This is a genomic window from Geomonas oryzisoli (assembly GCF_018986915.1).
Classification (GTDB): domain Bacteria; phylum Desulfobacterota; class Desulfuromonadia; order Geobacterales; family Geobacteraceae; genus Geomonas; species Geomonas oryzisoli.
The window spans coordinates 924,974-951,465 of sequence record NZ_CP076723.1 but is presented as its reverse complement, the minus strand read 5'-3'; the positions used below and the strand labels follow the sequence as shown (position 1 = coordinate 951,465).

Sequence of the window (26,492 nt, the reverse complement as noted above, 5' to 3'; positions counted from 1 at the left end):
AAACCTCGAAAAACCCAAACCGTTTTTAAGTGGCCCGCAGGGCCTCGACTATGTTCATCCGCGCGGCGCGCAGGGCGGGGAGTGCGCCTCCGACAAGCCCCATGACGGCGGAGAAGAGCAGCGACTTCCACACGATGCTGACGTTGAGGGTGAAGGAAAAGGCCAGTTCCGAAAACGAGTTCCAGTTCATGGTGGAAATGGTGATGAGCTGCATGAACGAGGCGGCACAGACGCCGAGCACTCCGCCACACAGCCCCAAAAGGAGTGCCTCGAGTACGAAGGCGGAGAGGATGCTCTTTTTCTGGAACCCGAGCGCGCGCAGGGTGCCTATCTCGGTGACCCGGTTGGCGACTGCGGCGTACATGGTGATGGTTGCCCCGATGACGGCGCCGATGGAAAAAATGACTGTGAGCACCAGGCCCAGGATGCGTAAAAACTTCGCCATCGCCTCGGACTGGTCCAGGTAGTACTGGGTCTCGCGTTTCGCCTCGACGGTGAGCCTCGGATCGGCCTCCACCCTCGCCTTGTAGGCGTCGAAGGCGGTGGTGTCGCGCAGCCGGAAGATGATCGAGGAGTAGACCGGCCGCCGAAAGGCCTGCATCATCTGGTCGCGGTCGCCCCATATCTCGGAGGAAAAACCGGTGGAACCGGCATCGAAGACGCCTACCACGCGCCAGTCGCGCATGCCGAACCGAAGGGTCTCGCCCAGCCCGCACCCCTTGAAGCGACGCGCCACGCTCTCTCCGGCGACGACCTCGGCGGAACCGGGGCGCGGCATACGCCCCTCCTTCAGCCGGACCGCCGGGCGCAACTTCAGCGAGGCCGGATCGATGCCGCGGATGATCACGTTGGAAGGCTTGTCCCCCACCCGCTTCTTCAGGTTGATGAGAACCACCAGCTCCTTGGCCAAAAGCGGCTCCCCATCGGCTCCGACGGCGATCTCCGGCTGGCTCTCCAGGAGGGACGCCTGGTCCCTCTCCACCGCGCTTTGCACCTCGGAGTTGGAGGATTTCCTGAGCAGCACCACGTTGTCGGCGGAGCCGGTCTGCACCAGGGTCTTTTGCAGCCCCTCGGTCAGCATCAGGGTGGCCGCGAAGACGAACACCACGAGCCCCATGCCGCTTGCGGTGAGGACCGTGGTGAGCCTGCGGGTCCAGAGGTTGCGAAAGCTGTAGGAATAGGGGATGCCCATCTAGGTCACGCTCAGCTCACCCTTCTCCAGGTGCCGGATCAGGTGTGCCTTCTCCGCGGCACGCGGGTCGTGGGTGACCATGATCACGGTCTTGCCGAACTCCCGCACCAGCCGGTCCATGAGCTGCAGAATCTCCTCGGCCGAGGCCCGGTCCAGGTCGCCGGTCGGCTCGTCCGCCACCAGTATCTCCGGGTCGGTGACGATGGCGCGGGCGATGGCGACCCGCTGCTGCTGACCGCCGGAGAGCTGGGAAGGATAGTGGTCCATCCGGTCGGCAAGCCCCACCACGTTCAGGACCGCCTCCACGTGCTCGCGCCGCTCGCGGCGGTTCAGGTGGGTCAGCAAAAGGGGAAGCTCCACGTTCTCGAAGGCGGTCAGGACCGGGATGAGGTTGTAGAACTGGAAGATGAAGCCGACGCTGCCGGCGCGCCAGCGGGCGAGATCGCTTTCGCCCAGGCGGGTGATCTCGACGTCTCCCACGAGGATCGATCCCTCATCGGCGCTGTCGATGCCGGCGATCAGGTTGAGAAGGGTGCTCTTGCCGGAGCCGGAGGGCCCCATGAGGGCGACGAACTCCCCCCGCGCGATGTCGAAGTTGATACCGGTCAGCACGGGGATCAGCTGGGTACCCCGGCGGTAGGCCTTGGTGAGGTTCCTGATCCGGACGATAGGCTCGCTCGCTTCGGCCATGGCTACTTTTCCGCCGTCTTCACGCGGCTGCCGTCGCGCAACTTGTCCAGGGGCTTGGTCACGATGCGCTCGCCGGCGTTGACGCCGGAGGTCGCCTGCACCAGGTCGCCAAGCTTCCCCCCAAGCACCACCGGGGTGAGCTGCGCCCTGTCCTTGACCACTTTGAAGACATAGTCCCTGCCATCGCGATGCAGCACCGCGGCCGGTGGCAGCCCCACGCGGGGCGCCCCTTCCCCCCCCTTCAACTCACGCTCCAGGAAGGCGACCTTCGCGCTCATCTCCGGCAACAGACGCTTGTCCTGGTCCAGGAAGCGGACCTTGACCATCACGCTCCCCTTGCTGCGGTCGGCCGTGGGGACGATGGTGGAGAGCGCGCCGCGGAAGCGGACGTCGGGGAGTGCGTCGAGGACGATTTCGCACGGTTGCCCCACCTTCACCTTGCCCAGGTTAGCCTCCGAGACATCCGCCTCGACCTGCAGCGATCCCATGTCGGCCATGGTGACCACGGCGGCCTTGGCGTTGGCCGCGGCGGCTAGCGGGGAGACGATGTCGCCCACATCGGCGTTCTTGGTGAGCACCACCCCGTCGAAGGGGGCGCGGATCAGGGTGTAGTCCAGGGAGGCTTCGGCACCGCGCAGGGCGCTTTGCGCTCCGCTGATATTGGCCTGCGCGGCCGCCACGGCGGCTTGCGCGCGCTGGTAGCGCGCCTCGGCCGTGTCGTAGTCGGCCTGGGCGATAATCCCCTGTCCGATCAGTTCCTTGGCGCGTGTGAGGGCGCGTGCGGCGTCCTTTTGCTCCACCTTGGCCTGTTCCAGGTTGTCGCGCGCAGCCGAAAGCGAGGCCGACGCCTGCCCTTTTTGGGCAGCCACGTCGCGGTTCTCCAGGCGGGCGAGCAGTTGCCCCTCGCGTACCACGCTCCCCTCTTCCACCCCGAGCCATTCCAGCCTGCCGGTGGCCTTGGAGGAGACCGCGGCCTTTCTCTGGGCCACCACGTAGCCGCTTGCGTTCAGCAGCGAAATGGTCTGCGAGGGATAGACCAGGGAAACGGTGGCCACTTCGACCTCGACGCTGCGCGTGGTCGCCATGGCCCATACCGCGAGCACCAGCGCCAAAAGCACCAGCACCGTCACGATCCTCGTGCGCCGTTTCCTTCCGGCACCGCCGGAGGGGGTGTAGCGATGTTTGTCGATGGTCAGTTTGTTAAGGTCGTCTTGTGCCATGCAGGATCACCCCGATTAGCGGATTCATAGAAGCGGAAGCTAACACATTTTCAGATGGGTGGGAAGCGACAATGCTGCTACAGCTCCTCGATCTGCAAGTCGATGATCTGCAGGTCCGGCCGCTCCGAAACGAGCCAGTACTCCAGTTCCTGCAAGAGCTGCCTGGCCCTGGTGGGGCTTGAGGCGACCGTGACGAAGCAGAGTTCGGCGTCGGCGGGCTGGTCGTGGAGGGCGCTTTCGGAACAGGCGACGTTGAACCTGTTGCGCGCACGGGCCAGGACGCTTTTGACGATCGCCCGCTTCTCCTTGAGCGTGCGGCTTGGCAGTAAGAGCCTCATCTGCAGTAATGCCACGTGCATACCGTCCCTCCTTCGCCAACGACAATGCAGCGATTCTACCACATCGACTCGACACGGAGCACGGCGTCCCGCCTGAACAGCTTCGCCTTACCCCTCCCTCACCCTCCCCCTCCGGGGGCGGGAACACACACCCGTCCCCCTGGAGGGGATGCTGGGAAGGGGGATGCGGTATACGGCTCAAGGGGGTGACATAGCGGTGTTGTCTGTTGTTTTGATGCGGGAAATTGAGTACACTGGCGCCGCTCAAACCGGAGGTGACATGAAGAACTTCGTACTGATCCTGCTTTCCGTCCTTGCCCTTTGCTCCCTGCCCGGCTGTGCGGCCACCTTGCCGGCCCAGCTCCCCACCGGGCTCGAGGTGAAACCGATCGCCTGCTCCGATGCGGGCACCCCGTTCGATGCCTCCCGAAACGGCACCTTCGCCACCGTGAGCAACGGTGTGCTGACCCTCACCGACCAGCAGGGAAAGAGCGTGGGCATCGGCCGCGACGGCGCCGGCGTGCTCCGCTTTTCACCGAGCGGAGAGCGGCTGGCGGTTGCCCTGCCGAGCAAGGGGGGCTCCCTGCTCCGCATCCTGGATCGAAAGGGGGCGACGGTAGCGGAAACCCCCATCGCAGGCAGGGTCACCTCTGTAGCCTGGCGCTCCGACAAGGAGCTGCTGGCCGGGGTTCTCAATATCAGAAAGTTCAGCTTCGGTTCACAGATGACCTCGCGACTGTTCCAGTGGGACGGCACCACGCCCCCCGTCGCCACGCTGCTGAACGACGTCACGCTGCGTCCGCACGTGGCGAGGTTGCCGGAACAGCTGCTGTACAACCAGCTGTTCATCGCCGTCTCCCCCTACCGCGACGAGATCGCCTTCACCTCCTTGAAGGACCCGCCCCTCTTCACCCCGTACCTGAAGGTCCTGGTCCGCAACCTTGACAGCGGCGGCGGAAGCGAAGTGGGGCAGGTACAGCTCGGGGAAGGAACCGTGATCTACACGCCGGACGGCGAGTCGCTGGTCGTCGGCAACGCGGAAAAGGCCTCGCGCAGAATCTCGTTGCTGGACGGCAAGGAGCTGGAAGGGTGGCCCAGTCCCGCCATCAACCCGGCCATGTCGCCCTCCGGGAGCTACCTGCTGCTTGCCGGCCACCTGTATCGGAAAGGGAAGGAGATCGCGACCTTTCCTCCCGACGCCAAGGGGAGCTTCCTCCCCGACGGCTCCGGACTGGCGGTGAGCTACCGGGGGCAGTTGTACCTGGTGTCGGGGCTCGATGACGGCATGCCCCCGGCGCTTCCCGCCGGTTTGGACCGGGTGCTCAAACTGCGCCGGCTGCGCAGCCAGGGGCTGATCACCGAGAAGGAATACCGCGACCAACTGGAGCAGAAGGAGCCATCCCGATGATGAAGTCATTGCTTACCGCGCTGTTAATTTTGACGGCACCCTTTGCCGCGGGAGCCGCTGAACCGTGCCTTCCCTGCCATGCCGAGAAAACACCCGCCGCGGTCGCCCAATGGCAGGGAAGCGCCCACGCGCAGGCCGGGATCGGCTGCGAGAAGTGCCACGGGACCGACCACGACAAAATCGTCAAAGGCGAGGCCAAGGTGGGGATGAAGGTATGCGCCCCCTGCCACCAGAAGGCGTACCAGGAGCACCGCGCCAGCCGTCACGGCATGGGGCTGCACTCCGGGTGGGGCTGCACGAGGAACCTCTCCAACCGCAAGCAGGGGGAGTGCCGTTTCTGCCACGAGGAGGGGGACGAGATGCCGCGCTCGGACGTGCAGTGCGCCCGGTTCCTGAAACAGTCGACGGAAATGGGGGAGATCGGCTGCAATTACTGCCACAGCGTCGAGGATGCCTGCGACTCCTGCCACTCAAAGCACATGACCGACCTGAAGATCGTGCGTGATCCCAACTCCTGCGCCAAGTGCCACATGGGACCGGACCACCCGCAGTGGGAGATGTGGCAAACCTCGCTGCACGGCACCCTGAACGCGAGCAGCGGCAGGAACACCGGACCGGACTGCCAGACCTGCCACATGCCCAAGGGGACCCACAACGTCTCCGTCGGGATCACCATGAGCTCCGGCGGCGTCCCCTACCCCGCCAAAAAGGCGGACCCCGCCCGGGCAGACATGATCAACATCTGCAGTGCCTGTCACGCCCCCGCCTTCGCGAAGCGGGAGCTGGAGCGCGACGACCAGGTGCGCGGCCAGAGTCTCGCCATCCTGAAGGAGGCGGAGCACGTGATCTGGGACCTGAACGACCGCGGGCTCCTCGACCCGATGCCGGAGAACCGTCCGCCGCACCCTTTGAGCGGGCCGCGCCTGGTCACCGACAACCAGATGCTCTACGAGGACACCTCGCACATCGAGCGGCTCTTCTTCAAGATGAAGAAGTACGATTACGCCCGTACCGTCAAGGGGGCCTACCACCAGAACCCGGCCTACACCCACTGGTACGGCAATGCCGAGCTGAAGATGGACCTGGTCGACATCAAGAGCGAGGCGAGCAGGCTGAAGGAGCGAGGCGGGAAAAAGGTGGAGAGCAATCAGGGAGCGCACCCCGGCATCGAGGACGAGCTGAAAACACTGAAGAACAAGTTCGAAAGAGGCGCCTTAAGCGAGGCGGAGTACGCCAGGGAGAAGGGGAAGGTGCTGGAGAAGATGAGATAAACGACAAAGGGCAAGACCATTGGGCTTTTTAACTTGCCCCTCAAGGGCAAAAGGTGTATCCATGCTGTCCCGCTCGCGCGGGACAAGAAAAGCAAACTGAAGGAGAAACATCGATGGGCATCCTCGCCAACACAGTAAGCGTCTGCCACTTCAAGGTCCAGGGGGAGCTCCCGCCGCAGGAAGAACTTTACGCCTGGGTCACCAAACAGCTGGCAGCAAACAGGTTCAACCCGATCGACCAGGGTACCGAAGAAATGTCGGTCGGCTGGGTGCACCTGGACGACCCCAGAATAGCCGACTTCGACTCCCCCGCGGCCTGCTGCCGCGAGCACTATTTCATGTTCACGCTGCGCCGCGACAAGCGCGCCGTCCCCTCCGCGGTGCTGAAGGCGCACCTCGAAAAGGCCAAGGAGGAGTTCCTGGCGGAGAACCCGAACTTCACCAAGGTCCCCAAACAGAAGCGGGAGGATCTGAAGGAGGCGGTGCACGCCATGCTCCTGTCGCAGACGCTCCCCACCCCCGCCACCTACGATGCGGTCTGGGACACCAAGAGCGGCATCCTCACCTTCAGCTCGCTTTCCCCCAAGGTGATCGAGCTCTTCGAGGACATGTTCAAGAAGACCTTCGAGGGGCTCAGGGTTTCCGCCTTCCATCCCTACGCCCGCGCCGAAAGCGTGCTGGACGAAGGGAACAAGGTACTGCTGCTGCAGGCCAACAAGGCCGGCGGCGACAACTACCTGGAGCTGATCAAGGAGAACCAGTGGCTGGGGACCGATTTCATGCTCTGGCTCATGTACCAGACCATGAACGAGTCCTCGGAATACACCGTCAACCAGCCGGGCGTGCTGCTCGCCCAGGAGCCCTTCGTGTCCTATCTTGACGACCGCGTGGTGCTGCTTGGCTCCGGCGAAAACGGTGCGCAGAAGATCACAGTGGCCGGTCCGCAGGACCACTTCAACGAGGTGAGAAGCGCTCTCCTGAACAAGAAGCAGATCACCGAGGCCACGCTGCACCTGGAGTCGGGCGACGACCACTACAAGCTGACGTTGAAGGGCGAGCTGTTCCACTTCGCGTCCTTCAAGTCTCCGGCGGTCAAGCTGGAGAAGGACAGCACGGTGGACGAGGCGATGGAGCGGGAGGCGGTCTTCTTCGAGAGGATGCTGCTGCTTGAGAAAGGAACCCAGCTCTTCGACTCGGTCTTCGCGACCTTCCTGAAGCTCAGGCTGGGGAACGGATGGGCGGAGGAATCGGCCGCGATCCAGAAATGGCTCAACGTCTGCAGCTACTGCAACAGCCAGCTTAATTCCTAAGATTCAAAAGCAGTTACGCGAAGTACACGAAGTATCCGCGAAGGGCGCGAAGAAAAACTCTTCTGGGTTACCCCCTAGAGGCTTTCTTCGCGCCCTTCGCGCGTTCTCGGCGTACTTTGCGTAACGGCTTTTGCCCTTAAAGCGCTTTGACGATGCGGCCGCCGCCGACCAGCTCGTCTCCCTGGTAAAAGACCACCGACTGCCCCGGGGTCACCGACTTCTGCGGCTCGACAAAAAAGACCTCGCCCAACCCTTCCCCCACAAGCTTCACCCGGCACTCGATGGGCTGCTGCCGGTAACGGATCTTGCAGGTGGTCTGCACCGTGTCCCCCGCGACGGGAACCACCCAGTTCAGATCGCAGGCGATAAGCCCGGGCGCGAAGAGGAGCCCCACCTCACCGACCACGACCCTGGCGCTCAGCGCATCGATGGCGACCACGTACAGCGGCTCCTTCCAGGCGATCCCCAGTCCCCTTCTCTGCCCAACGGTATAGCGATGGGTGCCGTTGTGGCGCCCGAGCACGGTTCCGTCCACGTGCACGATCTCGCCGCTTCTCCCCGGTACACCCCCCTTTTCCAGGAAGGCCACATAGTCGTCGCCGGGGACAAAGCAGATTTCCTGGCTGTCGCTCTTCTGCGCCACCGGTATCCCGAAGCCGGCGGCGAGCTTTCTCACCTCGTCCTTGCTCGGCATGTCTCCCAGCGGGAAGATGACGCGGGACAACTGCCGCTGGGTGAGGGTGTAGAGGAAATAGGACTGGTCCTTGGCCAGGTAGGCCGCCTTGAGCAGGTGCCAGGTCCCGGTTTCGTCCTGGCTGGTCCTCACGTAATGGCCGGTGGCGAGGTAATCGGCACCCAGCTCCAACGCTTTGTCCAGCAACAGCCCGAACTTCACGTACCTGTTGCAACGCACACAGGGGTTGGGGGTCTCCCCCGCCATGTACTGCGCGCGGAAGTCCTCCATGATCAGACGACCGAACTCCTCCTCCAGGTGCACCTGGTGGAATTCTATGCCGAGGTATTCGGCGACGACCTGGGCGTCCCCCTTGGCCTGCGGGTCCTCGCCCTCGCGCCGGAACAGCTTCATGTTGATGCCGATCACCTCCGCCCCCTGCTCCTTGAGAAGCGCCGCGACCGTCGATGAATCCACGCCGCCGCTCATGGCGACGGCTACCTTCCTGCCTTTGTACTGTGCTGACATATCTGCTCCGTGATGCCGCGTTGTGCTGCCCATCCATACTTGACCGAATCGCAGCTCCAAGGCAACCTTTTTCTCCATCGCGGCGCAGGCCACCCGAGGAAGTCCATATCCGCCCTTAAGTTCCACGGCTACCGACCGATTCCTATTGTGATGGCTTGTTGTTATCGATTAAACTGTCTCCCGGGCCAGTACCCCGTTCAAGGAGAATCGCCATGCCCCTGTCTCTCACCATCAGGCGCCTGTTGAGCACGCAGCCTATCGATCTCCCGGTCTTCCACCCCATTGCGGTGAGGATCCTGCACCTGCTGCACACGCCCGACTTCACCATGACCCAGATCACCGATCTGGCCAACGAGGACCAGTCGCTGGCCGGCCAGATCCTGAAGATGGCCAACTCGCCCCTGTACATCGGCCGGGTCCGGACCGAAACCATCAAGGAAGCGGTCGTCAGGCTGGGCGGGCAGGAGATCGCCAACCTGGCCATGGCGGCCTCGCAGGCGAGCCTGCACACCTCGGAAATACCGACCATAAACAGGTTCCTGCAGGTACTGTGGCTGCACAGCCATGCCTGCGCCCTGGGCAGCCGCTGGCTGGCGCGCCGCGCCGGGTATCCGCAGCACGGCGACCAGGCCTACATGGCCGGGCTGTTGCACGACATCGGCAAGCTGTACCTTTTGAAGGCGCTGGAGCGGCTGAACCGGATGGGGGTGGCGCAGGCGGCGCTCGAGGAGGACCTGCTGCTGGAAATCTTCGCGGAGCTGCACGTCGAACAGGGGTGCCGGCTCATGGAACACTGGAACATGCCCAAGGTCTACTACAACGTGGTCGCCAACCACCACGACGAGAACTTCGACACCCAGGACATCGTGCTGACAGTGGTCAGGCTGGTGAACACGGCGTGCCGGATGAAGGGTATCGGGCTGCTGCACGACCCGGAGATCGATCTCTTCGAGCAGCCCGAGTCGGCCATGCTGCAGCTTTCCGACGAAGAGATGGATGATCTTCTGGATGTCCTGGATGATTCGCAGGAGCTCGTGCTGTAAAACCAGGGGCTTCGGCTGGAAGGGGAGAGACTGAAAGGGAGAAAGGGGGACAGGCACCTGACGGAGCCAGTCCCCTTTTTTAGGCCCTGGCCGTCTGGTACTCGAGGATAATGGGGAGGTCGGCGTCGGCCCACTCGAGCTCCAGCATCCGCTCGGGGGGGAGCCAGGTCATGGCCGAGTGCTCGTGCAGGGTGATCTCGCCGGCAACGATGCTGCAAACGTACGGGTAGAGGGTCACGTCGAAGGTCGGGTACCGGTGCGTGGTCGGCGTGAGCGGGCGCCCCACCGCAATCTCCACCCCCATCTCCTCCACCAGCTCACGTTTCAGACACTCCTCGCGCCCTTCTCCGGGCTCGATCTTGCCACCGGGAAATTCCCACCGAAGCGGCAGGTTCATGGACGCGCTGCGCCGGGCCGACAACACCAGCCCGTCACGCTCGATGATGGCGCAGGCTACGTGGACGTGTTTTCTCATAAGCCGGGCTCTCCGCTGCATTGGTCCAAAGGAGTTGCCAAGCCTTTCAACACAGACTCCCGCATTCCCGGGATGGAAAGCAGATAGAGCGTTTCGTTAACCGCCCTCCAGTCTTCCTCCGACAGCAATACGGCATTAGCACGCCCGCCGGTGATATATACCGGCTCGTGCGACGCAACCGTTTCATCTATCAAGCGGGACAGATCCGCCCTTGCGGCACTTGCGGAAAGCACTTTCATTTCAAACACCTCCCGCAAAAAACTACGCGACCGGACAGATTAGGTCAAGCGATTATTCAGGCGCCCGCAGCTCAACAGGAAGTAACTCCAGCACTTTCGTTGGGCAGTACCAGCGGGATCTGCAGCTGGAACACGGAACCGCCGCCCGGGGCGTTCTCGGCCCAGATGCTGCCGTCCAAAAGCTCGGTCATGCGCCGCGCCAGGGTGAGCCCGAGGCCCAGCCCCGGGTAGGAGCGGGTGATCGAACCGTCGGACTGGGTGAAGTCGCTGAAGATCCGCTCGAGGTCCGCCTCGTCGATCCCCACGCCGGTATCGGAGACCGCGAACTGCATCATCTTTTCGCCCGCGACCTCCTGCAGACTGACCTCCAGCCCCACGGCGCCTTTCTGGGTGAACTTGACCGCATTCCCCAGGAGCATGGAGAGGACCTTGTGCAGCATCCCCTGGTCGCTGACCACCGCCTCGGGCAACGCCGGATCGAGCTGCACCTTGAAAGCGAGCCCCTTGGCATCGGCCAGAGCCCGTGCCTCCATGACTACCATGTCCAGGAAGCTCTTCAGATGAAAGACGGCATTCTCGGGCGCTCCCCCCTCGCCTTCCAGCCGGCTCGTCTCGATGAGGTCCTCCACGATCCCCAGGAGCCTCGCGGCGGATTTCTGCACCATCCCCAGGTACTTGCGCTTGTTGTCGTCCTCTTCCTGGTTGAGCACGAGGTCGGTCATCCCGATGATCGGGGTGAGGGGCGTACGCAGTTCGTGGCTTACGCTGCGCAGGAACTCCTTCTTGGCGCGGTCCGCCGCGCTGGCCAACTGCTCGAGGAGATCGCGGTAGCGCTTCAGTTCGAGGTGGTTTTTGACCCGGGCCCGGACGATGTGCGGGCTGATCGGCTTGGTGAGGTAATCGATCGCCCCAAGCTCCAGCCCCTTGATCTCCTGTTCCTCCTCGATCATGGCCGTGACGAAGATCACCGGGATGTCACGCGTGCAGGGGTCGCCCTTGAGGATCCCGCACAGCTCGAAACCGTCCATCCCCGGCATCATGATGTCCAGAAGGATCAGGTCCGGCTTCTCGGCACGGATCAGCTCCAGTGCGTCCAAACCGCTGGTGGCGAAGAACAGTTCGTAGTCGTCTCCCAAGCTCTCGCTCAGGATCTCGATGTTGGCGGGGGTGTCGTCGACTATCATCACTGTCTGGCGTTTCATAGCTACTCCCTGTTATCCGGATGGTGCTCCTGCGCTGCCGGGAAGATGGCCAACAGCTGACGTGCCTTCCTGAAATCGAGCTTTTCCATGCAGGCCTGCAGCGCCTGCAATTCCTTGGTGCAACTGCCTCGCGGCACCTGCCTGCAGAACTTCTCGAACTGCCGCTTGGCGTCCAGGCTGTTCCTGGCCAGCAGGCGTTCGAGCTTGGACCGCTCGGCAGCGAAATCGTCGGGCTGGAAAGGACCGTCGGGTGCCACAGGTACCGCCCGCGCCGCCGGGGGGGCGACCGGCTCCCGTTCCGCCTGGCGTGCCGCGGCACGGGCCAGGGCGCGGATCATGCCGTCCACCAGGAGCGAAGGACGCACCGGGGCCGCGTAGACCGCGCTCACCCCCCATTCGTCCCCCAATTGCTGCACCGTCTCCAACTGGTCGGGGGGAACCGTGGCCACTACCGCGACCTCGCTGCGGTACCGGCTCGAGATGCTGCGGGAAAGCTGCTCGAGTCCCTCTTCTCCGGCGGTAACGCCGTCGATCACGACCATATCGAAAGGTATGTGACCGGTCGCCGGTTGCTCCTTGAGCGCCTCGCAGGCTGCGGCGAAGGTCGGTACCGCCTGAAGATCGATCGGCAGTCCCTGCAACATCTCGGCAAGCCCCTCCACCGCGACCGGATCGCCATCCAGCACCAGGAGCCTCAGGTTGCGCAGATCATCTCCCGGCGTTTCGGATACTTGCTTGCCTGGGACCGGAATCGCGAACGCCACGGTGAAGGAGAAACTGCTCCCCGCGCCGGAAACGCTCTGCACGCGCAGTTCCCCGCCCATCAGTTCGACCAGTTGCCGGCTGATGGAAAGCCCGAGGCCGGTGCCGCCGTACTGGCGCGTGGTGGAGCTGTCCGCCTGGGTGAAGGGGGTGAAGATCTTGTCCATCTGGTCGGGGGTGATGCCGATGCCGGTATCCTGGACGCAGAAGTGGACCTGCACCGCCCCGTCGACCTGCCCGACCGGCTTCACCGCGACCACCACTTCGCCGCGGCTGGTGAACTTGAGCGCGTTGCCGATCAGGTTGTTCAGCACCTGTGTGAGGCGCAGCGGGTCGCCAAGGAGCTTCCTCGGGAGTTCCGGCGCCAGCCGCATCTTGAAGTCGATCCCCTTCTCCTGGGCCTTCAGGTGGTGCATGTCCGAGATGTTGCCCAAAACCTCCTGCAGGCTCAGTTCGGTCTTCTCCAACTCCAGCTTTCCCGCCTCCATCTTGGAGAAGTCGAGGATGTCGTTGATGATGTTCAAGAGGGTCCTGCTGGCGGAACAGATCTTCTCCAGGTACCCGCGCTGCTTGGGCATGAGCTCGGTCTTGAGGGCCAGGCGGCTCAACCCCATCACCGCGTTCATGGGGGTCCGGATCTCGTGCCCCATGTTGGCCAGGAATTCGCTCTTGGCCCGGCTGGCTGCCTGCACCAGGTCGCGTTCCCGGCGCAGCTCCTGGGCCTCGCGCTTGGCGGTCACGTCCTCGATGACCCCGATCAGGTACTTGGGCTCCCCTTTCGCTCCGCAGACCAGGGACTTGGTGAGGTTCACCCACACCACGGAGCCGTCCTTCCTGAGCTGGCGCATCTCGATGCTGTAGTTGTCGATCTCGCGGTTGATCAGGCGGGAGAGCTGTCCCTGCTCGGCGGCGCGGTCGTCCGGGTGGATGGTCTGCTCCAGGGTCCACCCCAAGAGTTCCTCCTGGGTGTAGCCCAGGATGTCGCAGAAGCGCCGGTTGATCCGGATCAGGATGTCGCTCAGGGCGATGTGGCAGATCCCCACTGCCGCCTGTTCGAAGGTGTTGCGGAAACGCTCCTCGCTCTCCCTCAGTTGTTCCTCGGCCTTTTTACGGAAGGTGATGTCGGTAAGAACGCCGAGCAGGGCGTACACCCGTGCGTGATCGTCCTTGAGCGGGATAAGCGCCTTGCTGACCCAGTTGCCGTCCCGCTCGCGCTGCTCGTCGCGCTCGATGGCCGCCCCCGCCGCCATGACCCGCTTGTCCTCCTCCTGGCGTTTGCGCGCCAGAGGCTCCTCGAACAGCTCGTAATCGGTCTTGCCGAAGACGTCGCGGGGCTCGAGCCCGAGCTCCCTGGCGAAGCTCGAGTTGCAGGAGAGGTAGACCAGGTTGCAGTCCTTGAGGAAGATGCGCTGAGGCAGGTTCTCGATCAGTCCCCGATAGCGCTTCTCGAAAAACAGCGCGGCCTCCGCCTCCTTGCGCTCGGTGATGTCGTGCACCACGCTGACCACGCGCAGGACGGTGCCGGCATCGTTGCGGAACACCTCCCCTACTTCGGAGAGGTACCGCTCGCCGCCGTTGGGACGGGGAAGGGCGTACTCGAGGGTGAAGGTATCGTCGCCGAAGAGTGCCTTTTCCACCGCGGCGCTCACCTGCTCCCGCACCGACTCCGGGAGCAGGTTCAAGAAGCCGGGGAAGTTATCCGGTGCCTCCTCGAAGGGGATGGCGAAGATGCGGCACAGCTCCTCGGAGCAGTCCAGGCGGCCGCCGGCGACATCCCAGTCCCAGCTGCCGATATGGGCGATGCGCTGCGAGATGCGCAACTGCTCCTCGCTGCGCCTCAGTTCCTCCTCCGACTGCCGGCGCCACTTGAGGCGCAGGGCGTGCAGCCCCCCCACGAAGACCACGGCCAGGGCGCCCACCGACCCGGCCTGGGGACGGCAGACGGCCGCGGCCAGGACCAGCAGCAGACAGGCGCAGATGCCCAGGGCCAAGGTGCTTCGGCTATGGATTGCGGCTGATCGGGAGGTGAAAAGCATGGGTCTCCTTGCCCCCCGCCTGTTGCGGGGACATAGCACGTTATCGGCTGCCGGCCGCAAAACATTAATGAAATTAGCGGGAAGCGGAAGGCAAATTTACACACGCCCCTCCCGGCCGAGGATACGGCACGCGGCAAAAAGGAGCGCGCCAGCGGCACCTCGGCCGGCGCGCTCCTTTCGACGGCACCGTTTTTTGGAACGCTCTGTGCTTTTTACCAGGTAACCTGTCCGTCCGGGGCAGTTCCAATCGTCGTAAAGGGGGTGAAATTCATGGGAAAAGCGGTCCTGTACATTCGCGACGAGGATCTCCTGGAGAGCCTAAAAAACAGGCTGAGGGAGCGGGGTTTTGCTGAAATAATAGCGTCCGGGAGTTCGGGGGAGCTGTTGAGCGAGGCCCTGGCCAACCATCCGGAGGTGGCCGTCGTCGAATTCAGCGCCGGCGACCAGGAGATCGTCGGCGCGGTCAAGAGGCTCTGGGACAAGCTCAGCCTCCCGATCGTGGTGATCGCGGAAAGCTGCGACTTGGAGGATGTGCAGACCTGGGGAGAGTCGGCGGTATCCACCATCCTGGCCAAGCCGGTCCGGGAAGAGGAACTGGTCGCAGCGCTGGTCCTTTCCATCGCCGCGGCGCGCCGGGTGGAGCGGCTCAAGGAAGAGGTCTGTTCCCTGAAGGAGAGCATCGAAAGCAGAAAGGTGATCGAGAAGGCCAAGGGGCGGCTCATGGAGCGCGACAAGCTGTCCGAGGCCGAGGCCTTCCGCCGGATGCAGCGGCTTGCCATGGACCGCAGGATATCGATGCGGCAGCTGGCCGACGCCATCCTGCTCACCGAGAGCATCGCCGGGTAGACGCGCCCCCCCCCGGAGGGGGAGGGAAAAGAAACGGTTGACACCCGTGCTTCCGTTACCTATATTTCATCTTGGTAAAGGGGAGTAGCTATCGGTTGACACGGCAACCGACCCGTGTTCGTCAAGACGGCCGCCACGGCCCGGGCATGGGGCATGACAATCCTGTCAGAGCAGGCAAGACCTTTATCCAGTGCAAAATTGCCTGGGTAAAGGTCTTTTTATTTGACCATGCGACACGGCAAGGAGGTAACGTCATGAACAGATTCAAGACAGCGGTCCTGCTCACCACGCTTACGCTGATCATGGTGGCCCTGGGGAGCGCCATCGGCGGCAGGGGCGGCATGTACTTCGCCTTCCTCATGGCCTGCGCCATGAACCTCTTCTCCTACTGGTTCTCCGACAAGATCGTGCTGCGCATGTACGGGGCGCAGGAGATCACCGAGGCGGAGAACCCCGCCTTCTACGGCATGATCAGAAGGCTCGCGGTCCAGGGAGGGCTCCCGATGCCCCGGGTCTACATCATCCCCTCGGAGAGCCCCAACGCCTTCGCCACCGGCAGAAACCCCGAACATGCCGCGGTCGCCGCGACCGAGGGGATCCTGCGCATTCTCACCCCCGAGGAGATGGAGGGGGTCATGGCACACGAGCTAAGCCACGTCGCCAACCGCGACATCCTGATTTCCACCATCGCCGCCACCATCGCCGGCGCGATTTCCATGCTGGCGAACATGGTGCAGTGGGCGGCCATCTTCGGCGGCCGCAGCGACGACGAGGAGGGGGGCGGCTGGGGTGGGCTGGCACTCGCCATCATAGCGCCGATCGCCGCCATGCTGATCCAGCTCGCCGTCTCCCGCAGCCGCGAGTACCTGGCCGACGAAAGCGGTGCCAGGCTGTGCGGCAAGCCGCTCTCCCTCGCCAACGCGCTGAGGAAGCTGGACCAGGCCTCCCGGGCGCTGCCGATGTCCGAGGCGAGGCCGGCAACGGCGCACATGTTCATCGTGAACCCGCTCACCGCCGGGATGCTGATGAGACTTTTTTCCACGCACCCCCCCATGGAGGAGCGTATCGCCCGGCTGGAGCAGATGGGGCATTAACCGGAGGGAGTTTTGACCAACAGAGAGATGATGTGGATCGCCTTCGCGGGGATCATCACGGTGATGTTCATCCTGGACCTCTTCGTGTTCAACAGGAAGAGCCACGAGATAAAGTTCCGCGAGGCGCTGGCCTGGACCGTGGTCTGGGTCGGTCTCGCCATGGCGTTCAACGTCGGCGTCTGGTACGTGCTGGGGCCGGCCAAGGCGCTGGAATTCCTTACCGGTTACATCATCGAAGAGTCGCTGTCCGTCGACAACCTTTTCGTCTTCATCATGATCTTCTCGTACTTCAAGGTCGCCCGGGCGCACCAGCCCAAGATCCTGAAGTGGGGGATCATCGGTGCCCTGGTGATGCGCGGCATCTTCATCGTGGTGGGGATCGAGCTGATCGAGCGTTTCCACTGGATGGTCTACGTGTTCGGGGCGGTGCTGATCTACACCGGTTTCAAGATGGCCTTCGGCGGGGATGACGAGGTGCACCCGGAGCACAACCCGCTGGTGCGGCTGGCCCGGCGTTTCATCCCCATCACCAGGAGGGCGCGCGGCGATCACTTCTTCATCAAGAGGTGCGGCATCTGGGCCGCGACCCCCCTCTTTCTGACCCTGCTCGTCGTCGAATCGAGCGACGTGATCTTCGCGGTCGATTCCATCCCCGCGGTACTTGCGGTCACCCACGACCCGTTCATCGTGTACAGCTCCAACATCTTCGCCATCATGGGGCTGCGCTCGCTGTACTACCTGCTGGCCCACGTCATGGAGATGTTCGTCCACCTGAAGCTCGGCGTTTCCGTGATCCTCGCCTTTGTCGGGGCGAAGATGCTCCTGGCGGACCTGGTCGAGATCCCGCTGCAGCTCTCCCTGGGCGTCATCGTGGGTGCCCTGACCATTTCGGTGCTGTCCTCGATCTTCCTCGGGGGGAAGAAAGGCAGGGGGTAGAAACAACGAAGGCGGGCTCGATGCCCGCCAGTCGCTCTTGTAGTCTTACACGCCGCCCTTAATCCTTCGTTTCTTGATCCTGCTCCTTCCTGACGATCCGTACCTGGCTGATGCCGGTGCGGGTCACCTCCTCGCAGGTGAGCAGGTACTCGTCCAGCTCCACCGTCTCTCCCTGCTCGGGAAAACGCCCGATCCTGTTCAGGATCAGTCCCGCCAGCGTGTCGTAAGGAAGATCCTCGCCCAGGTCGAGCTCCAGCAGGTCCTCGAGATCCGAGACGGAGATGAGGGCGTCGACCAGGAAGCTCCCGTCCGCCAGCACCTGCACCCGGCTCGGTTCCCCCACGTCATGCTCGTCCTCTATCTCGCCGACCAGTTCCTCGAGCAGGTCCTCGGTGGTCACGATGCCGCTGATGCTGCCGTACTCGTCCACCACGAAAGCCATGTGCACCCTGGTCTTCTGCATCTCCTTCAGCAGCTCGCTCACCTTCTTCCCTTCGGGAACGAAGACCGGCGGCCGCACGATGGAACGGATGTCGAAGTGGGGCTCGCGCACCATGCGCCCCAGAAGGTCCTTGCCGTGGATGAACCCGACGGTTTCCTCGATGCTTCCCAGGTAGACCGGGTAGCGGGAGTACATGTTGTCCAGCACCCCGTTCAGGATCTCCTCGTTGGAGAGATTGAGGTCGAAGGCGACCACGCGGGTGCGCGGCACCATCACCTCGCGCACCGCGGTGTGGGTGAAGTCGAAGAGGTTGTCGATGAAGGTGTGTTCGGTCTCGCTGAAGATGCCGCTTTCGTGCCCCTCGGCGACGATGTGCTGCACCTCCTCGCGGGTCATGAATGCCTTCCCCTCCCCTTTCAGGCCGAACAGGGCCAGCGTCGCCCTGGTGGAGAAGCTGAGCACGGAGACGAGCACCGAGGCGACCCGCGCCAGCGAGGTGATGGTGTTCACCACCCGCAGCGCAACCGGTTCGGCGTACTGCAGCCCGATGGTCTTGGGCACCAGTTCGCCCAGGATGAGCTGCAGGTACGAGATGGCGCTGACCACGATGCCGATGGCCAGCGGTTCGGCGGCGTTTCGCACCATGGCGAGCGGGGACACCTGCAGCACGGGACGGATGTAGTCGACGGCGATCACGCCGCCCACTGCGGACGCGGTCGAGCCGACCACCGTGACCCCGATCTGCACGATGGCGAGCAGACGGTGCGGGTCCCTTTGCAGCGACTCCACCAGCGCGGCCCGCTGGTTGCCCAGGGCGACCAGTTGCGCGACCCTGCTTTTACGAATGGAGATGATGGCGAATTCGGCGCAGGAGAAAAATCCGTTCAACAAAATGAGGACGGCGATGACCAGCAGTTCGACAAAGACGGTGTCCAATTACCCTCCGGGTTAGTTCATGGGCCGCCCGCAGTTGCTCCGCAGGCGTCCAAAGTTCAACAGTTGCTCATTTTCAACGGTAACCGGTGTCTTGTCAACCCTTTGATGGAGTAAATGAGGGGGAGACGCTGGGGAGAGCCCCCTCACGCCGCCCCGATCGCAAAAAAAAACAGCGGCCACTGTTGTGGCCGCTGCCGGTGGAAGACTCTGGGAAGGAAAGGCTACTTGCCGATCTTGAACGAGAGCAGGAAACGCTCCTCGCCGCAGATAAACGGCATCACCAGCGACTCGGCGCTGGAGATGCTCTCCAGGGCATAGTCGTTGCCGTAGATGACGGTGGGGATGGAGAGGTTGATGTCGGCACCCTTGGGGGAGAAGATGTGCTTCACGTCCCCCCCCACCATGTTGGCGATCTCGCCCATGGCGTCGTTGACGTCGTCATCGACTTCGGTGACGTCCATCCCCAGCATGCTCGAGGTGACCTGGAGGGCCAGCTTCTTGGGGCAGTGGATCGCCAGGATCCCGGAATGGCTCCCGGCCAGGCCGACCATGCTGGTCACCGTTTCATGGAAGTTCAGGACCGGCTCATCCAGGGGAGGTTCATCGACCACGTCCAGCATCACCATGGTGGAGAAGACCCCCTTGGTGATCTCGGCGATGGTTTTCCTCACCTCTTCCTCGGTCGTGTTGGCCTCGCTGAGCACCGCTGCATCAAGCCCCATGTTCCGTCCTCCTCATGCGCATCGATTAGGTACGTTCCAGCACCCGACATAGAAGAGCAGGCTGCTAAAGATGCGTACAACTGCATTCGGCAGAGTGGCGCCGATCTTTAGCCATTTTTTAACAGACCGGGTAAACACCGCGGGCGAGTGCATTGCAGAACTCCGTGATGCCGGATAGCTGCCGCTGCATGACCTCCCGCACCTCCCCCTCGACCTCGGCGACGCTGCGCCCCGGCTCCATGACGAGCTGCGCGTTGGCCATCTGCGGCCGGTCGACCGGGTCCCCGATCCGGCTCAGCAGCATGACGTAGGCCCCCTGGACGCCGTCCACGGACTTGCAGATGTCCCGCGCGATCCGGTGCGACAGCACGTTGTAGATCTTGCCGACGTGGCTCATCGGGTTCTTCCCCGCGGCGGCCTCGGTGCCGATGGGGCGCGCGATGGGGATGAGGCCGTTGACGCGGTTGCCCCGCCCGACCTGCCCTGAGTCGGCGTCCTCGGCGGAGGTTCCCAAAAGAGAAAGGTACACGCCGGAAAGGGCGCGTCCGGTCTGGTCCAGGGTGTTGTAGTGCACCCGGGTGCGCCGGAAACCGCGGCACGCCTCCGCGAGGAAGTGCTGCATCGCCGTCTCGATGGCGTGCTTTCTCTCGAAGTAGTCGCGCTCGGAGGCGACCCGCTCGGCAAGAAGCGGCATGGCGACGGTGAGGTCGAGTTCGTCCCCGGTCCTAAGCCCCATCACCTTGACGTCCTCGCCGGTCTCCGGGTAGAGCGTCTTGAACCGCTCGCCGTTCAATTCCCGCTCCAGGGCGAGCACGGCGCGTTCGGTCGGACTCAGAGGGTAGTACCCCACGGCGGCGGAGGTGTCGTTCGCCCCCATCACCTCGCCGGGACGCGCGAAGATGTCGGTCAGCTCCTGCGAGCCCGGTGCCAGCTTCAGGCGGTAGCTTACGTGGCGCTCAGGATCCACGTGACGCAGGTTGCGCGCGATCCACCCCTTGGCGGCGGCGACCGCGATATCGTGCACCGGGATCTCCTTCCCTGCCAGGGTGAACGTGGCCCGGTCGCCGATGGTGAGCTCCATCGGTTCGAGCACCTCGCCGCCGCCGAAGCGCTTCTCCACGCGCCCGGCCGCCAGGAGCCCCTTGTCGATGTTGTGATGCAGGATGGTGCCGAACTCGGAGAGGTAAGCCTGGGAGAGTGCGACCGAGATGGAGTCCATGATGCAGTCGCAGATCTGGTCGGGGTGCCCCGTTCCCTTGCGCTCCACCATCTCGACCCGCTGCTTGGTCACCTGCGTGCCGTGAAACTCTTCCACCACCAGCATAATTTCCCCTTTCCTCCCGGCGGGCGCAGCGGATGCGGCCGCGCGGGCAACCCGAAAATAGTAGCCGAAAAAGGTGGGGGTGCAATTGGAGCGGGCAGGTTCAGATTACTGCGGGATGGGAGCGGAGGCTGGCGGAAAGAAATCAGAAGTGACGGCGGATCACGAAGCCGCCGCGGGCGATCCTCGCCTGCAGCCACAGGCCGAGCCAGAGCTTGATAAAGCGCCTGGTGGCCGGGATGAGAAAGAAGATGCCGAGGAAGTCGGTGAAGAAGCCGGGTGTGGTGAGCAGGACGCCTCCTACGAAGATGAGGGCGCCGTCCAGAAGCTGCGCCGCGGGAAGCCTCCCCTGGGAGAGCTCGTCGCGGATCTGCGTCAGCACCCTCCCCCCCTGGTGGCGGATCAGCCAGGCGCCCAGAAGGCTCATCAGCAGCAAGGAAGTGACGGTGGCGACGCCGCCGATCACCTGCCCGATCTTGATGATGAGATAGATCTCGATGACCGGCACGATCAGGAAAATGAGAAACAGTCGAAACAACATGGCGCCCCGCTACTTCTTCATGTCGATGCCGTAGCTCTTGATCTTTCTGTGCAGGTTGCTCCGCTCCAGTTCGATCGCCTCGGCGGTCTTGGAGACGTTCCAGTCGTTCTCCTCGAGCTTTTGCATGATGAACTCGCGCTCGAACTCCTCGCGCGCCTCCCTGAGGCTGGAGAGCTCCAGCACGCTGTCGAGCTTGCCGCCGCCCCCTTCCCGGCCGCCGGGTGAGACGAAATCTTCGGGGAGATGGTTCATGGTGATGGTGCCGCCGGGGGTCATGATCACCAGGCGCTCCACGATGTTCTTCAGCTCGCGCACGTTGCCGGGCCAGTCGTAACGCTTGAGCGACTCCATAGCCTCGGGGACGAAGCGCTTTCTCTCCCGCCCCTCCTGATCGCAGAAGGCGTCCAGGAAGTAGCCGGCCAAAAGCGGTATGTCCTCGCGGCGCTCGCGCAGCGGCGGCACCTTGAAGGGGACCACGTTCAGGCGGTAGTAGAGGTCCTCGCGGAAGGTGCCGTTCTTGATCTCCTCCTCGAGGAGCTTGTTGGTGGCGGCGACGATGCGGACGTCCACCTCGAGGGTCCTGGTGCCGCCCACCCTCTCGAACTTCTTCTCCTGCAGGATGCGCAGCACCTTGGCCTGGGTCTTGAGCGACATGTCGCCGATCTCGTCGAGAAACAGCGTGCCGCCGTCGGCCAGGTCGAATTTTCCCTTCTTCTGCGCCACGGCTCCCGTGAAGGCGCCCCGCTCGTGGCCGAAAAGCTCGCTCTCGATCAGCTCCTCGGGGATGGCGGCGCAGTTGATCTCGATGAAGGGCTTGTCCCGGCGCTGGCTGTGGTAGTGGACCGAGCGGGCCACCAGCTCCTTGCCGGTGCCGTTCTCGCCGGTGATGAGGACGGAGGCGTTGGTCGGGGCGACCAGACGGATCTGCTCGGCCAACTGCTGCATGGAAGGCGAGTTGCCGATCATCTCGTGTCCCTGCTGCACCTGCCCCCTAAGGGTCGCGTTCTCCTCCTTGAGCCGGTTCATGGAGAGCGCGTTCTCCACCGTGACCACCACCTTCTCCAGGGAGAGCGGCTTCTCGATGAAGTCGTAGGCCCCAAGCTTGGTGGACTTGACCGCGGTCTCGATGGTGCCGTGGCCGCTCATCATGATCACGTTGAGGGCGGGATGCTGCTCCTTCAAACGCTTGAGCGTCTCGATGCCGTCCATCCTGGGCATCCAGATATCCAGGAGCACGAGCCCGGGGAGCTCCTTCTGGCACAGGGCGAGCGCCTCGGCGCCGTCGGCGGCGCAGACGGTGCGGTACCCCTCGTCCTCGAGGATGCCGGCCAGGGAGGAGCGGATCCCCTCCTCGTCGTCCACTATCAGAATGGTGTCGGTCATGGTGGTCCCTTCTATCCCTGGAGGCCAGCCTCTTTGGCGAGCTCGCGCCAGGCCGGGATGCTCCGCTCGATCATCCCCTTGTCCACGCAGTAGGCGATGCGGAAGAAGCCGGGGGCGCCGAAGCCGGCACCGGGCACGAGGAGAATGCGGTGCTTTTGCGCCATCTTGACGAACTCGACGTCGTCGGCAAGGGGCGACTTGGGGAAGAGGTAGAAGGCGCCGTCGGGCTTGACCATGGAAAAGCCCATCTCGGTGAGCGAGTTGTAGAGCAGGTCGCGCTTGACCCGGTAGGCGTCGATGTCGACGGAGACGTGCTGCAGCCCGGCCACCAAGCGCTGCATCAGGGCCGGTGCGTTGACGAAGCCGAGCACGCGGTTGGAGAACACCGCCCCTTCCATGAACTGGTCCACGTCCTTCATCCTCGGGCTCGCGGCCAGGTAGCCGATGCGCTCGCCGGGAAGGGCCAGGTCCTTGGAGTGGGAGGTGACGATGACCGAGTTGGCGACGTAGCGGAAAATGTTGGGGACGTTTTTGCCGTCGTAGGCGATGCGGGCGTAGGGCTCGTCGGAGATGACGAGGATCTGCCGCCCCAGCTCCTGTTCCTTGGCGGCCACCATCTCGCCCAGGGCCTTCAGGCTCTCGGCCGGGTAGATGACGCCGGTCGGGTTGTTGGGTGAGCAGATGATGATGGCGCGGGTCTTGGCGGTGACCGCCGCGGCGATGGCCGGTATGTCGAGCTGGAAGGTCTCGCGGTCGGTCCAGACCTCGACCGGAACGCCGCCGTGGTTGTCGATGTAGAAGCGGTACTCCACGAAGAACGGGGTGAGCAGGATCACCTCGTCGCCGGGGTTGAGGATGGTCTTCAGCACCACGTTCAAGGCCCCGCCGGCGCCGCAGGTCATCACCACCTGGCTTCCCTGCACCGGGAGATCGGAGGCGGCGGAAAGCATGCGCGCCACGGCGTTCCTGGTCTCAACGTAGCCGGCGTTGTTCATGTAGCGGTGCATGCCCGGGACCGGCGTCTTGGCGAGTTTCAGGAACTCCGCCTGGAACGCCTCGGGGGGCTCGACGTCGGGGTTCCCCAGGGTGAAGTCGTAGACCTTGTCGGCGCCGTACTCCTTCCTGAGCTTCTCACCCTCCTCGAACATCTTCCTGATCCACGACGATTTCGCAATAAATCCGGCGATCTTATCAGCGACGGGCATGCATCCCCTCCTTGTTTTGGTGTCCCGTTTTATTAGCACATTACCGAAACCGGGGCAAGGCGTATTCCCCCCGCCGATCAGGCCACCGGAGCGCCATTCTAATATTTCCCTGCAAACGCGGTGACAATTCTGCTATAGTACGCGCCTTGCCTTGCTATAGAGACTCACGGAGGAGGGAACCATGAAGAAGAATTGGCGCATCGAAACCCAGGCGATCCAGGAAGGCTTTACCCCGAAGGACGGCGATCCCCGCATCCTGCCCATCTACCAGAGCACGACCTTCAAGTTTTCCAGCGCGGAGCACGTGGCCAAGCTGTTCGACCTCGAAGTCGGTGGACATTTCTACACCCGGCTTTCCAACCCGACGGCGGAAGGGTTCGAGATGAAGATCGCCGCCATGGAGGGGGGCGTCGCGGCCATGGCGACCTCCAGCGGCCAGGCGGCCTCCACCATCGCCGTAATGAACATCTGCCAGGCAGGCCAGCACGTGGTCGCGGCCAGCACCCTTTACGGCGGCACCTACTCGCTGTTCGCCAACACCTTCCCCAAAATGGGGATCGAGGTGACTTTCGTCGACCCCGAGGCGGACGAGGCGACCATCGTTGCCGCCTTCCGCCCCGAGACCCGCTGCCTGTTCGGTGAGACCATCGGCAACCCCGGCCTCAACATCCTCGACTTCGACAAGTTCTCCCGCATCGCCAAGAAGATGCAGGTGCCCCTCATCATCGACAACACCTTCCCGACCCCGTACCTGTGCCGGCCGCTCGAGCACGGCGCCGACATCGTGATCCACTCGGCCACCAAGTACATCGACGGGCACGCGACCAGCGTGGGGGGCGTGATCGTGGACAGCGGCAACTTCGACTGGGGCAACGGCAAATATCCGGAAATGACCGAGCCGGATGAGAGCTACCACGGCCTGCAGTACCTGAAGACCTTCGGCAAACTCGCCTACATCGTGAAAGCGCGCGTGCAGCTCATGCGCGACATCGGCCCCTGCCCGGCGCCGATGAACGCCTTTTTGTTCAACCTGGGGCTGGAGACGCTGCCGCTCAGGATGCAGCGCCATTCCGAGAACGCGCTCGCCATGGCGAAGTTCCTGGAGAAGCACGACGCGGTCTCCTGGGTGAGCTACCCGGGGCTCGAGAGCCACAAGAGCTACGCCAGGGCGCAGAAGTACCTCCCCAAAGGGGCGAGCGGCGTGCTCACCTTCGGCATCAAGGGGGGCGCCGCGGCGGGGAAGAAATTCATGGAAAGCTGCCAGCTGGTGGCGCTGGTGGTCCACGTGGGTGACGCGCGGAGCTGTGTCCTGCACCCGGCCAGCACCACGCACCGCCAGCTTTCCGAGGAACAGCAGGTCGCTTCCGGGGTCACCCCCGACCTGATCCGTCTCTCGGTGGGGATCGAGCACATCGACGATCTGATCGAGGACGTGAACCAGGCGCTTTTGGCGAGCCAGAAGTAAGGGCCTGCGATGACGGCTCTAGCAGAAGGGACTGGCTCCGTTTAGGTGCCTGTCCCCTTAGCGGAACGCTCCATTCCGCTCAGCCACCTTTACTCAAGCCCTAAAGGGACAGGCACCTGGCGGAGCCAGTCCCCTCCTTCGGTGAAGGGCGCTAAGGCGGATAACCAACACGAATCGTCAATAGAGCCCAAAAGAAAGGGGCGAGTGGATTTCCACTCGCCCCTTTGCTAATCCAGCCTCAGCGGTTGTTACCGCAGCCCGATTACTTGCCGCAGCACTTCTTGTACTTGATACCGCTGCCGCAGCTGCAGGGGTCGTTGCGCCCGATCTTGGGCGAGGTCCTCATGATCGGCTGCGGGGTCACCGCCTTGCCGTCGGTGAACAGCCAGGCATCCTTCTCCTTCTTGAACAGGGCGCGCTCGTGGTGCACCCGGTCCTGCCCCTGCTCCTTCCAGCGGGCGATGAACTCCACCTCGCCGGTGGTGTCATCCTTGCCGCCGTCCTTGGTGGAGACGATCTCCAGCCCCTGCCAGTCGGACTTCTCGGCCCACTCGCGGGTCCCCTCGGCGTCGTACCCCTCGCGGTGCTTGGGGTGGGTGCTCTCCAATATGAAATCGGTCTCGACGTTGGCGTACGCGGCGTAACGCGCGCGCATCAGCGCCTCTGCCGTCTCAGCGCGGCGCTCCCCCTTGATGACGGGGCGACAGCATTCGGCGTAGGCCACGCCGCTGCCACAGGCACACAGCTCCATCAGTTACTCCTCCTCGTTGCTTGTTGGTGTTGCTAGAGTTCGTAGTCGGCGGCAACCACGGAGGAACAGACGCTCCTCATGTAGGCGGCCACCTCGTTGGCGTGGTAGGGATGCACCTGGTAGGCCTGCAGGTCCTCCAGGGAGTCGAACTTGGTGTACAGGGCGATGTCCGCCGACCGCTCCGAACGGATCAGGTCCACCCCAACCTCAAGGTGACGCAACAGCTCCACCTTGCCGTCCATGCTCAGCAGACGCTGCCTGGCAGCCTCGACGTTCTCAGCAGTGGCCTCTTTGAGCTTGAAAAGCACTATATGCACGATCATGTGTAGCCCCCAGAATCAGTAATGACGTTCTCCGGATACCTGTAATACATCGGCGCCCGCCCCGCTGTCAACGATGGCAGTCCCGTAAACGGAAAAAAGTTGTTGCGTGGCCGAAACAATGCTGCTATAAGGACCAACAG

The 26,492-nt window shown here is 63.4% G+C and carries 25 protein-coding genes; 8 read left to right on the top strand and 17 right to left on the bottom strand.

Annotated features, from left to right (window positions below; all coding sequences use genetic code 11):
- Positions 1-25 precede the first annotated feature (25 nt).
- The 4 genes from KP004_RS04210 to KP004_RS04195 all read right to left on the bottom strand — a co-directional run bounded on the left by KP004_RS04210 (position 26) and on the right by KP004_RS04195 (position 3,461).
- The gene (locus KP004_RS04210) at positions 26-1,192 is read right to left on the bottom strand and encodes an ABC transporter permease (RefSeq protein ID WP_216801144.1); all 1,167 of its coding nucleotides are present in this window, start codon (positions 1,190-1,192) and stop codon (positions 26-28) included.
- On the bottom strand, positions 1,193-1,882 hold the full coding sequence (locus tag KP004_RS04205; protein ID WP_216801143.1) for an ABC transporter ATP-binding protein: 690 nt from the start codon (positions 1,880-1,882) through the stop codon (positions 1,193-1,195).
- Between the two features lie 2 nt (positions 1,883-1,884).
- The gene (locus tag KP004_RS04200) at positions 1,885-3,102 is read right to left on the bottom strand and encodes an efflux RND transporter periplasmic adaptor subunit (RefSeq protein ID WP_216801142.1); all 1,218 of its coding nucleotides are present in this window, start codon (positions 3,100-3,102) and stop codon (positions 1,885-1,887) included.
- Positions 3,103-3,179: 77 nt separating this feature from the next.
- Entirely contained in the window at positions 3,180-3,461 is a 282-nt protein-coding gene (locus tag KP004_RS04195) for a DUF503 domain-containing protein (protein WP_216801141.1), read from the bottom strand.
- Between the two features lie 259 nt (positions 3,462-3,720).
- On the opposite strand from KP004_RS04195, the gene KP004_RS04190 reads away from it, so the two are divergent.
- From KP004_RS04190 to rdgC, 3 genes are all read left to right on the top strand, one after another.
- On the top strand, positions 3,721-4,848 hold the full coding sequence (locus KP004_RS04190; RefSeq protein ID WP_216801140.1) for a WD40 repeat domain-containing protein: 1,128 nt from the start codon (positions 3,721-3,723) through the stop codon (positions 4,846-4,848).
- Positions 4,845-6,119: a multiheme c-type cytochrome gene (locus KP004_RS04185; protein WP_239026936.1), complete on the top strand. Its 1,275-nt coding sequence runs from the start codon at positions 4,845-4,847 to the stop codon at positions 6,117-6,119. The genes KP004_RS04190 and KP004_RS04185 overlap by 4 nt, the downstream gene beginning before the upstream one ends.
- Positions 6,120-6,232: 113 nt before the next feature.
- Complete coding sequence (rdgC, locus tag KP004_RS04180) at positions 6,233-7,429, top strand: recombination-associated protein RdgC (RefSeq protein WP_216801139.1); 1,197 nt, start codon at positions 6,233-6,235, stop codon at positions 7,427-7,429.
- Between the two features lie 136 nt (positions 7,430-7,565).
- Here rdgC and mnmA read toward each other — a convergent pair whose 3' ends face one another.
- Complete coding sequence (gene mnmA, locus KP004_RS04175) at positions 7,566-8,630, bottom strand: tRNA 2-thiouridine(34) synthase MnmA (RefSeq protein ID WP_216801138.1); 1,065 nt, start codon at positions 8,628-8,630, stop codon at positions 7,566-7,568.
- Between the two features lie 212 nt (positions 8,631-8,842).
- On the opposite strand from mnmA, the gene KP004_RS04170 reads away from it, so the two are divergent.
- Positions 8,843-9,673, top strand: a complete 831-nt coding sequence (locus KP004_RS04170) for an HDOD domain-containing protein (protein ID WP_216801137.1) — start codon at positions 8,843-8,845, stop codon at positions 9,671-9,673.
- Between the two features lie 79 nt (positions 9,674-9,752).
- On the opposite strand, the gene KP004_RS04165 is transcribed toward KP004_RS04170, so the two are convergent.
- From KP004_RS04165 to KP004_RS04150, 4 genes are all read right to left on the bottom strand, one after another.
- Positions 9,753-10,148: a (deoxy)nucleoside triphosphate pyrophosphohydrolase gene (locus KP004_RS04165; RefSeq protein WP_216801136.1), complete on the bottom strand. Its 396-nt coding sequence runs from the start codon at positions 10,146-10,148 to the stop codon at positions 9,753-9,755.
- Positions 10,145-10,387, bottom strand: coding sequence for a type II toxin-antitoxin system Phd/YefM family antitoxin (locus KP004_RS04160; protein ID WP_216801135.1), 243 nt, complete (start codon positions 10,385-10,387; stop codon positions 10,145-10,147). The genes KP004_RS04165 and KP004_RS04160 overlap by 4 nt, the downstream gene beginning before the upstream one ends.
- A 71-nt stretch (positions 10,388-10,458) precedes the next feature.
- On the bottom strand, positions 10,459-11,589 hold the full coding sequence (locus KP004_RS04155; RefSeq protein ID WP_216801134.1) for a hybrid sensor histidine kinase/response regulator: 1,131 nt from the start codon (positions 11,587-11,589) through the stop codon (positions 10,459-10,461).
- A 2-nt stretch (positions 11,590-11,591) separates the two neighbouring features.
- Positions 11,592-14,342 (bottom strand): PAS domain-containing hybrid sensor histidine kinase/response regulator, encoded by a 2,751-nt coding sequence (locus KP004_RS04150; protein WP_239026935.1) that lies wholly within the window; start codon positions 14,340-14,342, stop codon positions 11,592-11,594.
- Positions 14,343-14,657: 315 nt separating this feature from the next.
- On the opposite strand from KP004_RS04150, the gene KP004_RS04145 reads away from it, so the two are divergent.
- The 3 genes from KP004_RS04145 to KP004_RS04135 all read left to right on the top strand — a co-directional run bounded on the left by KP004_RS04145 (position 14,658) and on the right by KP004_RS04135 (position 17,263).
- Positions 14,658-15,233, top strand: a complete 576-nt coding sequence (locus KP004_RS04145; RefSeq protein WP_216801132.1) for an ANTAR domain-containing response regulator — start codon at positions 14,658-14,660, stop codon at positions 15,231-15,233.
- 254 nt (positions 15,234-15,487) lie between these two features.
- Complete coding sequence (gene htpX, locus KP004_RS04140) at positions 15,488-16,327, top strand: zinc metalloprotease HtpX (RefSeq protein ID WP_216801131.1); 840 nt, start codon at positions 15,488-15,490, stop codon at positions 16,325-16,327.
- 12 nt (positions 16,328-16,339) lie between these two features.
- Complete coding sequence (locus KP004_RS04135) at positions 16,340-17,263, top strand: TerC family protein (RefSeq protein ID WP_216801130.1); 924 nt, start codon at positions 16,340-16,342, stop codon at positions 17,261-17,263.
- Positions 17,264-17,321: 58 nt separating this feature from the next.
- Here the strand turns inward: KP004_RS04135 and KP004_RS04130 are convergent, their stop codons facing one another.
- From KP004_RS04130 to KP004_RS04105, 6 genes are all read right to left on the bottom strand, one after another.
- Complete coding sequence (locus KP004_RS04130; protein ID WP_216801129.1) at positions 17,322-18,641, bottom strand: hemolysin family protein; 1,320 nt, start codon at positions 18,639-18,641, stop codon at positions 17,322-17,324.
- Positions 18,642-18,862: 221 nt separating this feature from the next.
- Positions 18,863-19,363: a chemotaxis protein CheX gene (locus KP004_RS04125; RefSeq protein ID WP_216801128.1), complete on the bottom strand. Its 501-nt coding sequence runs from the start codon at positions 19,361-19,363 to the stop codon at positions 18,863-18,865.
- 118 nt (positions 19,364-19,481) lie between these two features.
- A complete protein-coding gene (locus KP004_RS04120; protein WP_216801127.1) occupies positions 19,482-20,687 on the bottom strand; it encodes a methionine adenosyltransferase in 1,206 nt (401 codons plus the stop codon).
- A gap of 142 nt (positions 20,688-20,829) precedes the next feature.
- On the bottom strand, positions 20,830-21,225 hold the full coding sequence (locus KP004_RS04115) for an FxsA family protein (protein ID WP_216801126.1): 396 nt from the start codon (positions 21,223-21,225) through the stop codon (positions 20,830-20,832).
- Positions 21,226-21,234: 9 nt separating this feature from the next.
- Positions 21,235-22,608 (bottom strand): sigma-54-dependent transcriptional regulator, encoded by a 1,374-nt coding sequence (locus KP004_RS04110; RefSeq protein WP_216801125.1) that lies wholly within the window; start codon positions 22,606-22,608, stop codon positions 21,235-21,237.
- An 11-nt stretch (positions 22,609-22,619) separates the two neighbouring features.
- Positions 22,620-23,813, bottom strand: a complete 1,194-nt coding sequence (locus KP004_RS04105; RefSeq protein WP_216801124.1) for a pyridoxal phosphate-dependent aminotransferase — start codon at positions 23,811-23,813, stop codon at positions 22,620-22,622.
- Between the two features lie 181 nt (positions 23,814-23,994).
- Between KP004_RS04105 and KP004_RS04100 the strand changes: the two genes are divergently transcribed.
- On the top strand, positions 23,995-25,278 hold the full coding sequence (locus KP004_RS04100; protein WP_216801123.1) for an O-acetylhomoserine aminocarboxypropyltransferase/cysteine synthase family protein: 1,284 nt from the start codon (positions 23,995-23,997) through the stop codon (positions 25,276-25,278).
- 262 nt (positions 25,279-25,540) lie between these two features.
- On the opposite strand, the gene KP004_RS04095 is transcribed toward KP004_RS04100, so the two are convergent.
- Positions 25,541-26,032 carry a YchJ family protein gene (locus tag KP004_RS04095; RefSeq protein WP_216802374.1) on the bottom strand — a complete coding sequence of 164 codons (492 nt, stop codon included), beginning with the start codon at positions 26,030-26,032 and terminating at the stop codon, positions 25,541-25,543.
- A 29-nt stretch (positions 26,033-26,061) separates the two neighbouring features.
- Positions 26,062-26,352, bottom strand: coding sequence for a Dabb family protein (locus KP004_RS04090; RefSeq protein ID WP_216801122.1), 291 nt, complete (start codon positions 26,350-26,352; stop codon positions 26,062-26,064).
- Positions 26,353-26,492 lie beyond the last annotated feature (140 nt).

Excerpts from the sequence above, each read along its gene's own strand:
- KP004_RS04210 (WP_216801144.1), bottom strand. The coding sequence starts at position 1,192 with ATGGGCATCCCCTATTCCTACAGCTTTCGCAACCTCTGGACCCGCAGG.
- KP004_RS04205 (WP_216801143.1), bottom strand. The coding sequence starts at position 1,882 with ATGGCCGAAGCGAGCGAGCCTATCGTCCGGATCAGGAACCTCACCAAG.
- KP004_RS04200 (WP_216801142.1), bottom strand. The coding sequence starts at position 3,102 with ATGGCACAAGACGACCTTAACAAACTGACCATCGACAAACATCGCTAC.
- KP004_RS04195 (WP_216801141.1), bottom strand. The coding sequence starts at position 3,461 with ATGCACGTGGCATTACTGCAGATGAGGCTCTTACTGCCAAGCCGCACG.
- KP004_RS04190 (WP_216801140.1), top strand. The coding sequence starts at position 3,721 with ATGAAGAACTTCGTACTGATCCTGCTTTCCGTCCTTGCCCTTTGCTCC.
- KP004_RS04185 (WP_239026936.1), top strand. The coding sequence starts at position 4,845 with ATGATGAAGTCATTGCTTACCGCGCTGTTAATTTTGACGGCACCCTTT.
- rdgC (WP_216801139.1), top strand. The coding sequence starts at position 6,233 with ATGGGCATCCTCGCCAACACAGTAAGCGTCTGCCACTTCAAGGTCCAG.
- mnmA (WP_216801138.1), bottom strand. The coding sequence starts at position 8,630 with ATGTCAGCACAGTACAAAGGCAGGAAGGTAGCCGTCGCCATGAGCGGC.
- KP004_RS04170 (WP_216801137.1), top strand. The coding sequence starts at position 8,843 with ATGCCCCTGTCTCTCACCATCAGGCGCCTGTTGAGCACGCAGCCTATC.
- KP004_RS04165 (WP_216801136.1), bottom strand. The coding sequence starts at position 10,148 with ATGAGAAAACACGTCCACGTAGCCTGCGCCATCATCGAGCGTGACGGG.
- KP004_RS04160 (WP_216801135.1), bottom strand. The coding sequence starts at position 10,387 with ATGAAAGTGCTTTCCGCAAGTGCCGCAAGGGCGGATCTGTCCCGCTTG.
- KP004_RS04155 (WP_216801134.1), bottom strand. The coding sequence starts at position 11,589 with ATGAAACGCCAGACAGTGATGATAGTCGACGACACCCCCGCCAACATC.
- KP004_RS04145 (WP_216801132.1), top strand. The coding sequence starts at position 14,658 with ATGGGAAAAGCGGTCCTGTACATTCGCGACGAGGATCTCCTGGAGAGC.
- htpX (WP_216801131.1), top strand. The coding sequence starts at position 15,488 with ATGAACAGATTCAAGACAGCGGTCCTGCTCACCACGCTTACGCTGATC.
- KP004_RS04125 (WP_216801128.1), bottom strand. The coding sequence starts at position 19,363 with ATGGGGCTTGATGCAGCGGTGCTCAGCGAGGCCAACACGACCGAGGAA.
- KP004_RS04120 (WP_216801127.1), bottom strand. The coding sequence starts at position 20,687 with ATGCTGGTGGTGGAAGAGTTTCACGGCACGCAGGTGACCAAGCAGCGG.
- KP004_RS04115 (WP_216801126.1), bottom strand. The coding sequence starts at position 21,225 with ATGTTGTTTCGACTGTTTCTCATTTTCCTGATCGTGCCGGTCATCGAG.
- KP004_RS04110 (WP_216801125.1), bottom strand. The coding sequence starts at position 22,608 with ATGACCGACACCATTCTGATAGTGGACGACGAGGAGGGGATCCGCTCC.
- KP004_RS04105 (WP_216801124.1), bottom strand. The coding sequence starts at position 23,813 with ATGCCCGTCGCTGATAAGATCGCCGGATTTATTGCGAAATCGTCGTGG.
- KP004_RS04100 (WP_216801123.1), top strand. The coding sequence starts at position 23,995 with ATGAAGAAGAATTGGCGCATCGAAACCCAGGCGATCCAGGAAGGCTTT.
- KP004_RS04090 (WP_216801122.1), bottom strand. The coding sequence starts at position 26,352 with ATGATCGTGCATATAGTGCTTTTCAAGCTCAAAGAGGCCACTGCTGAG.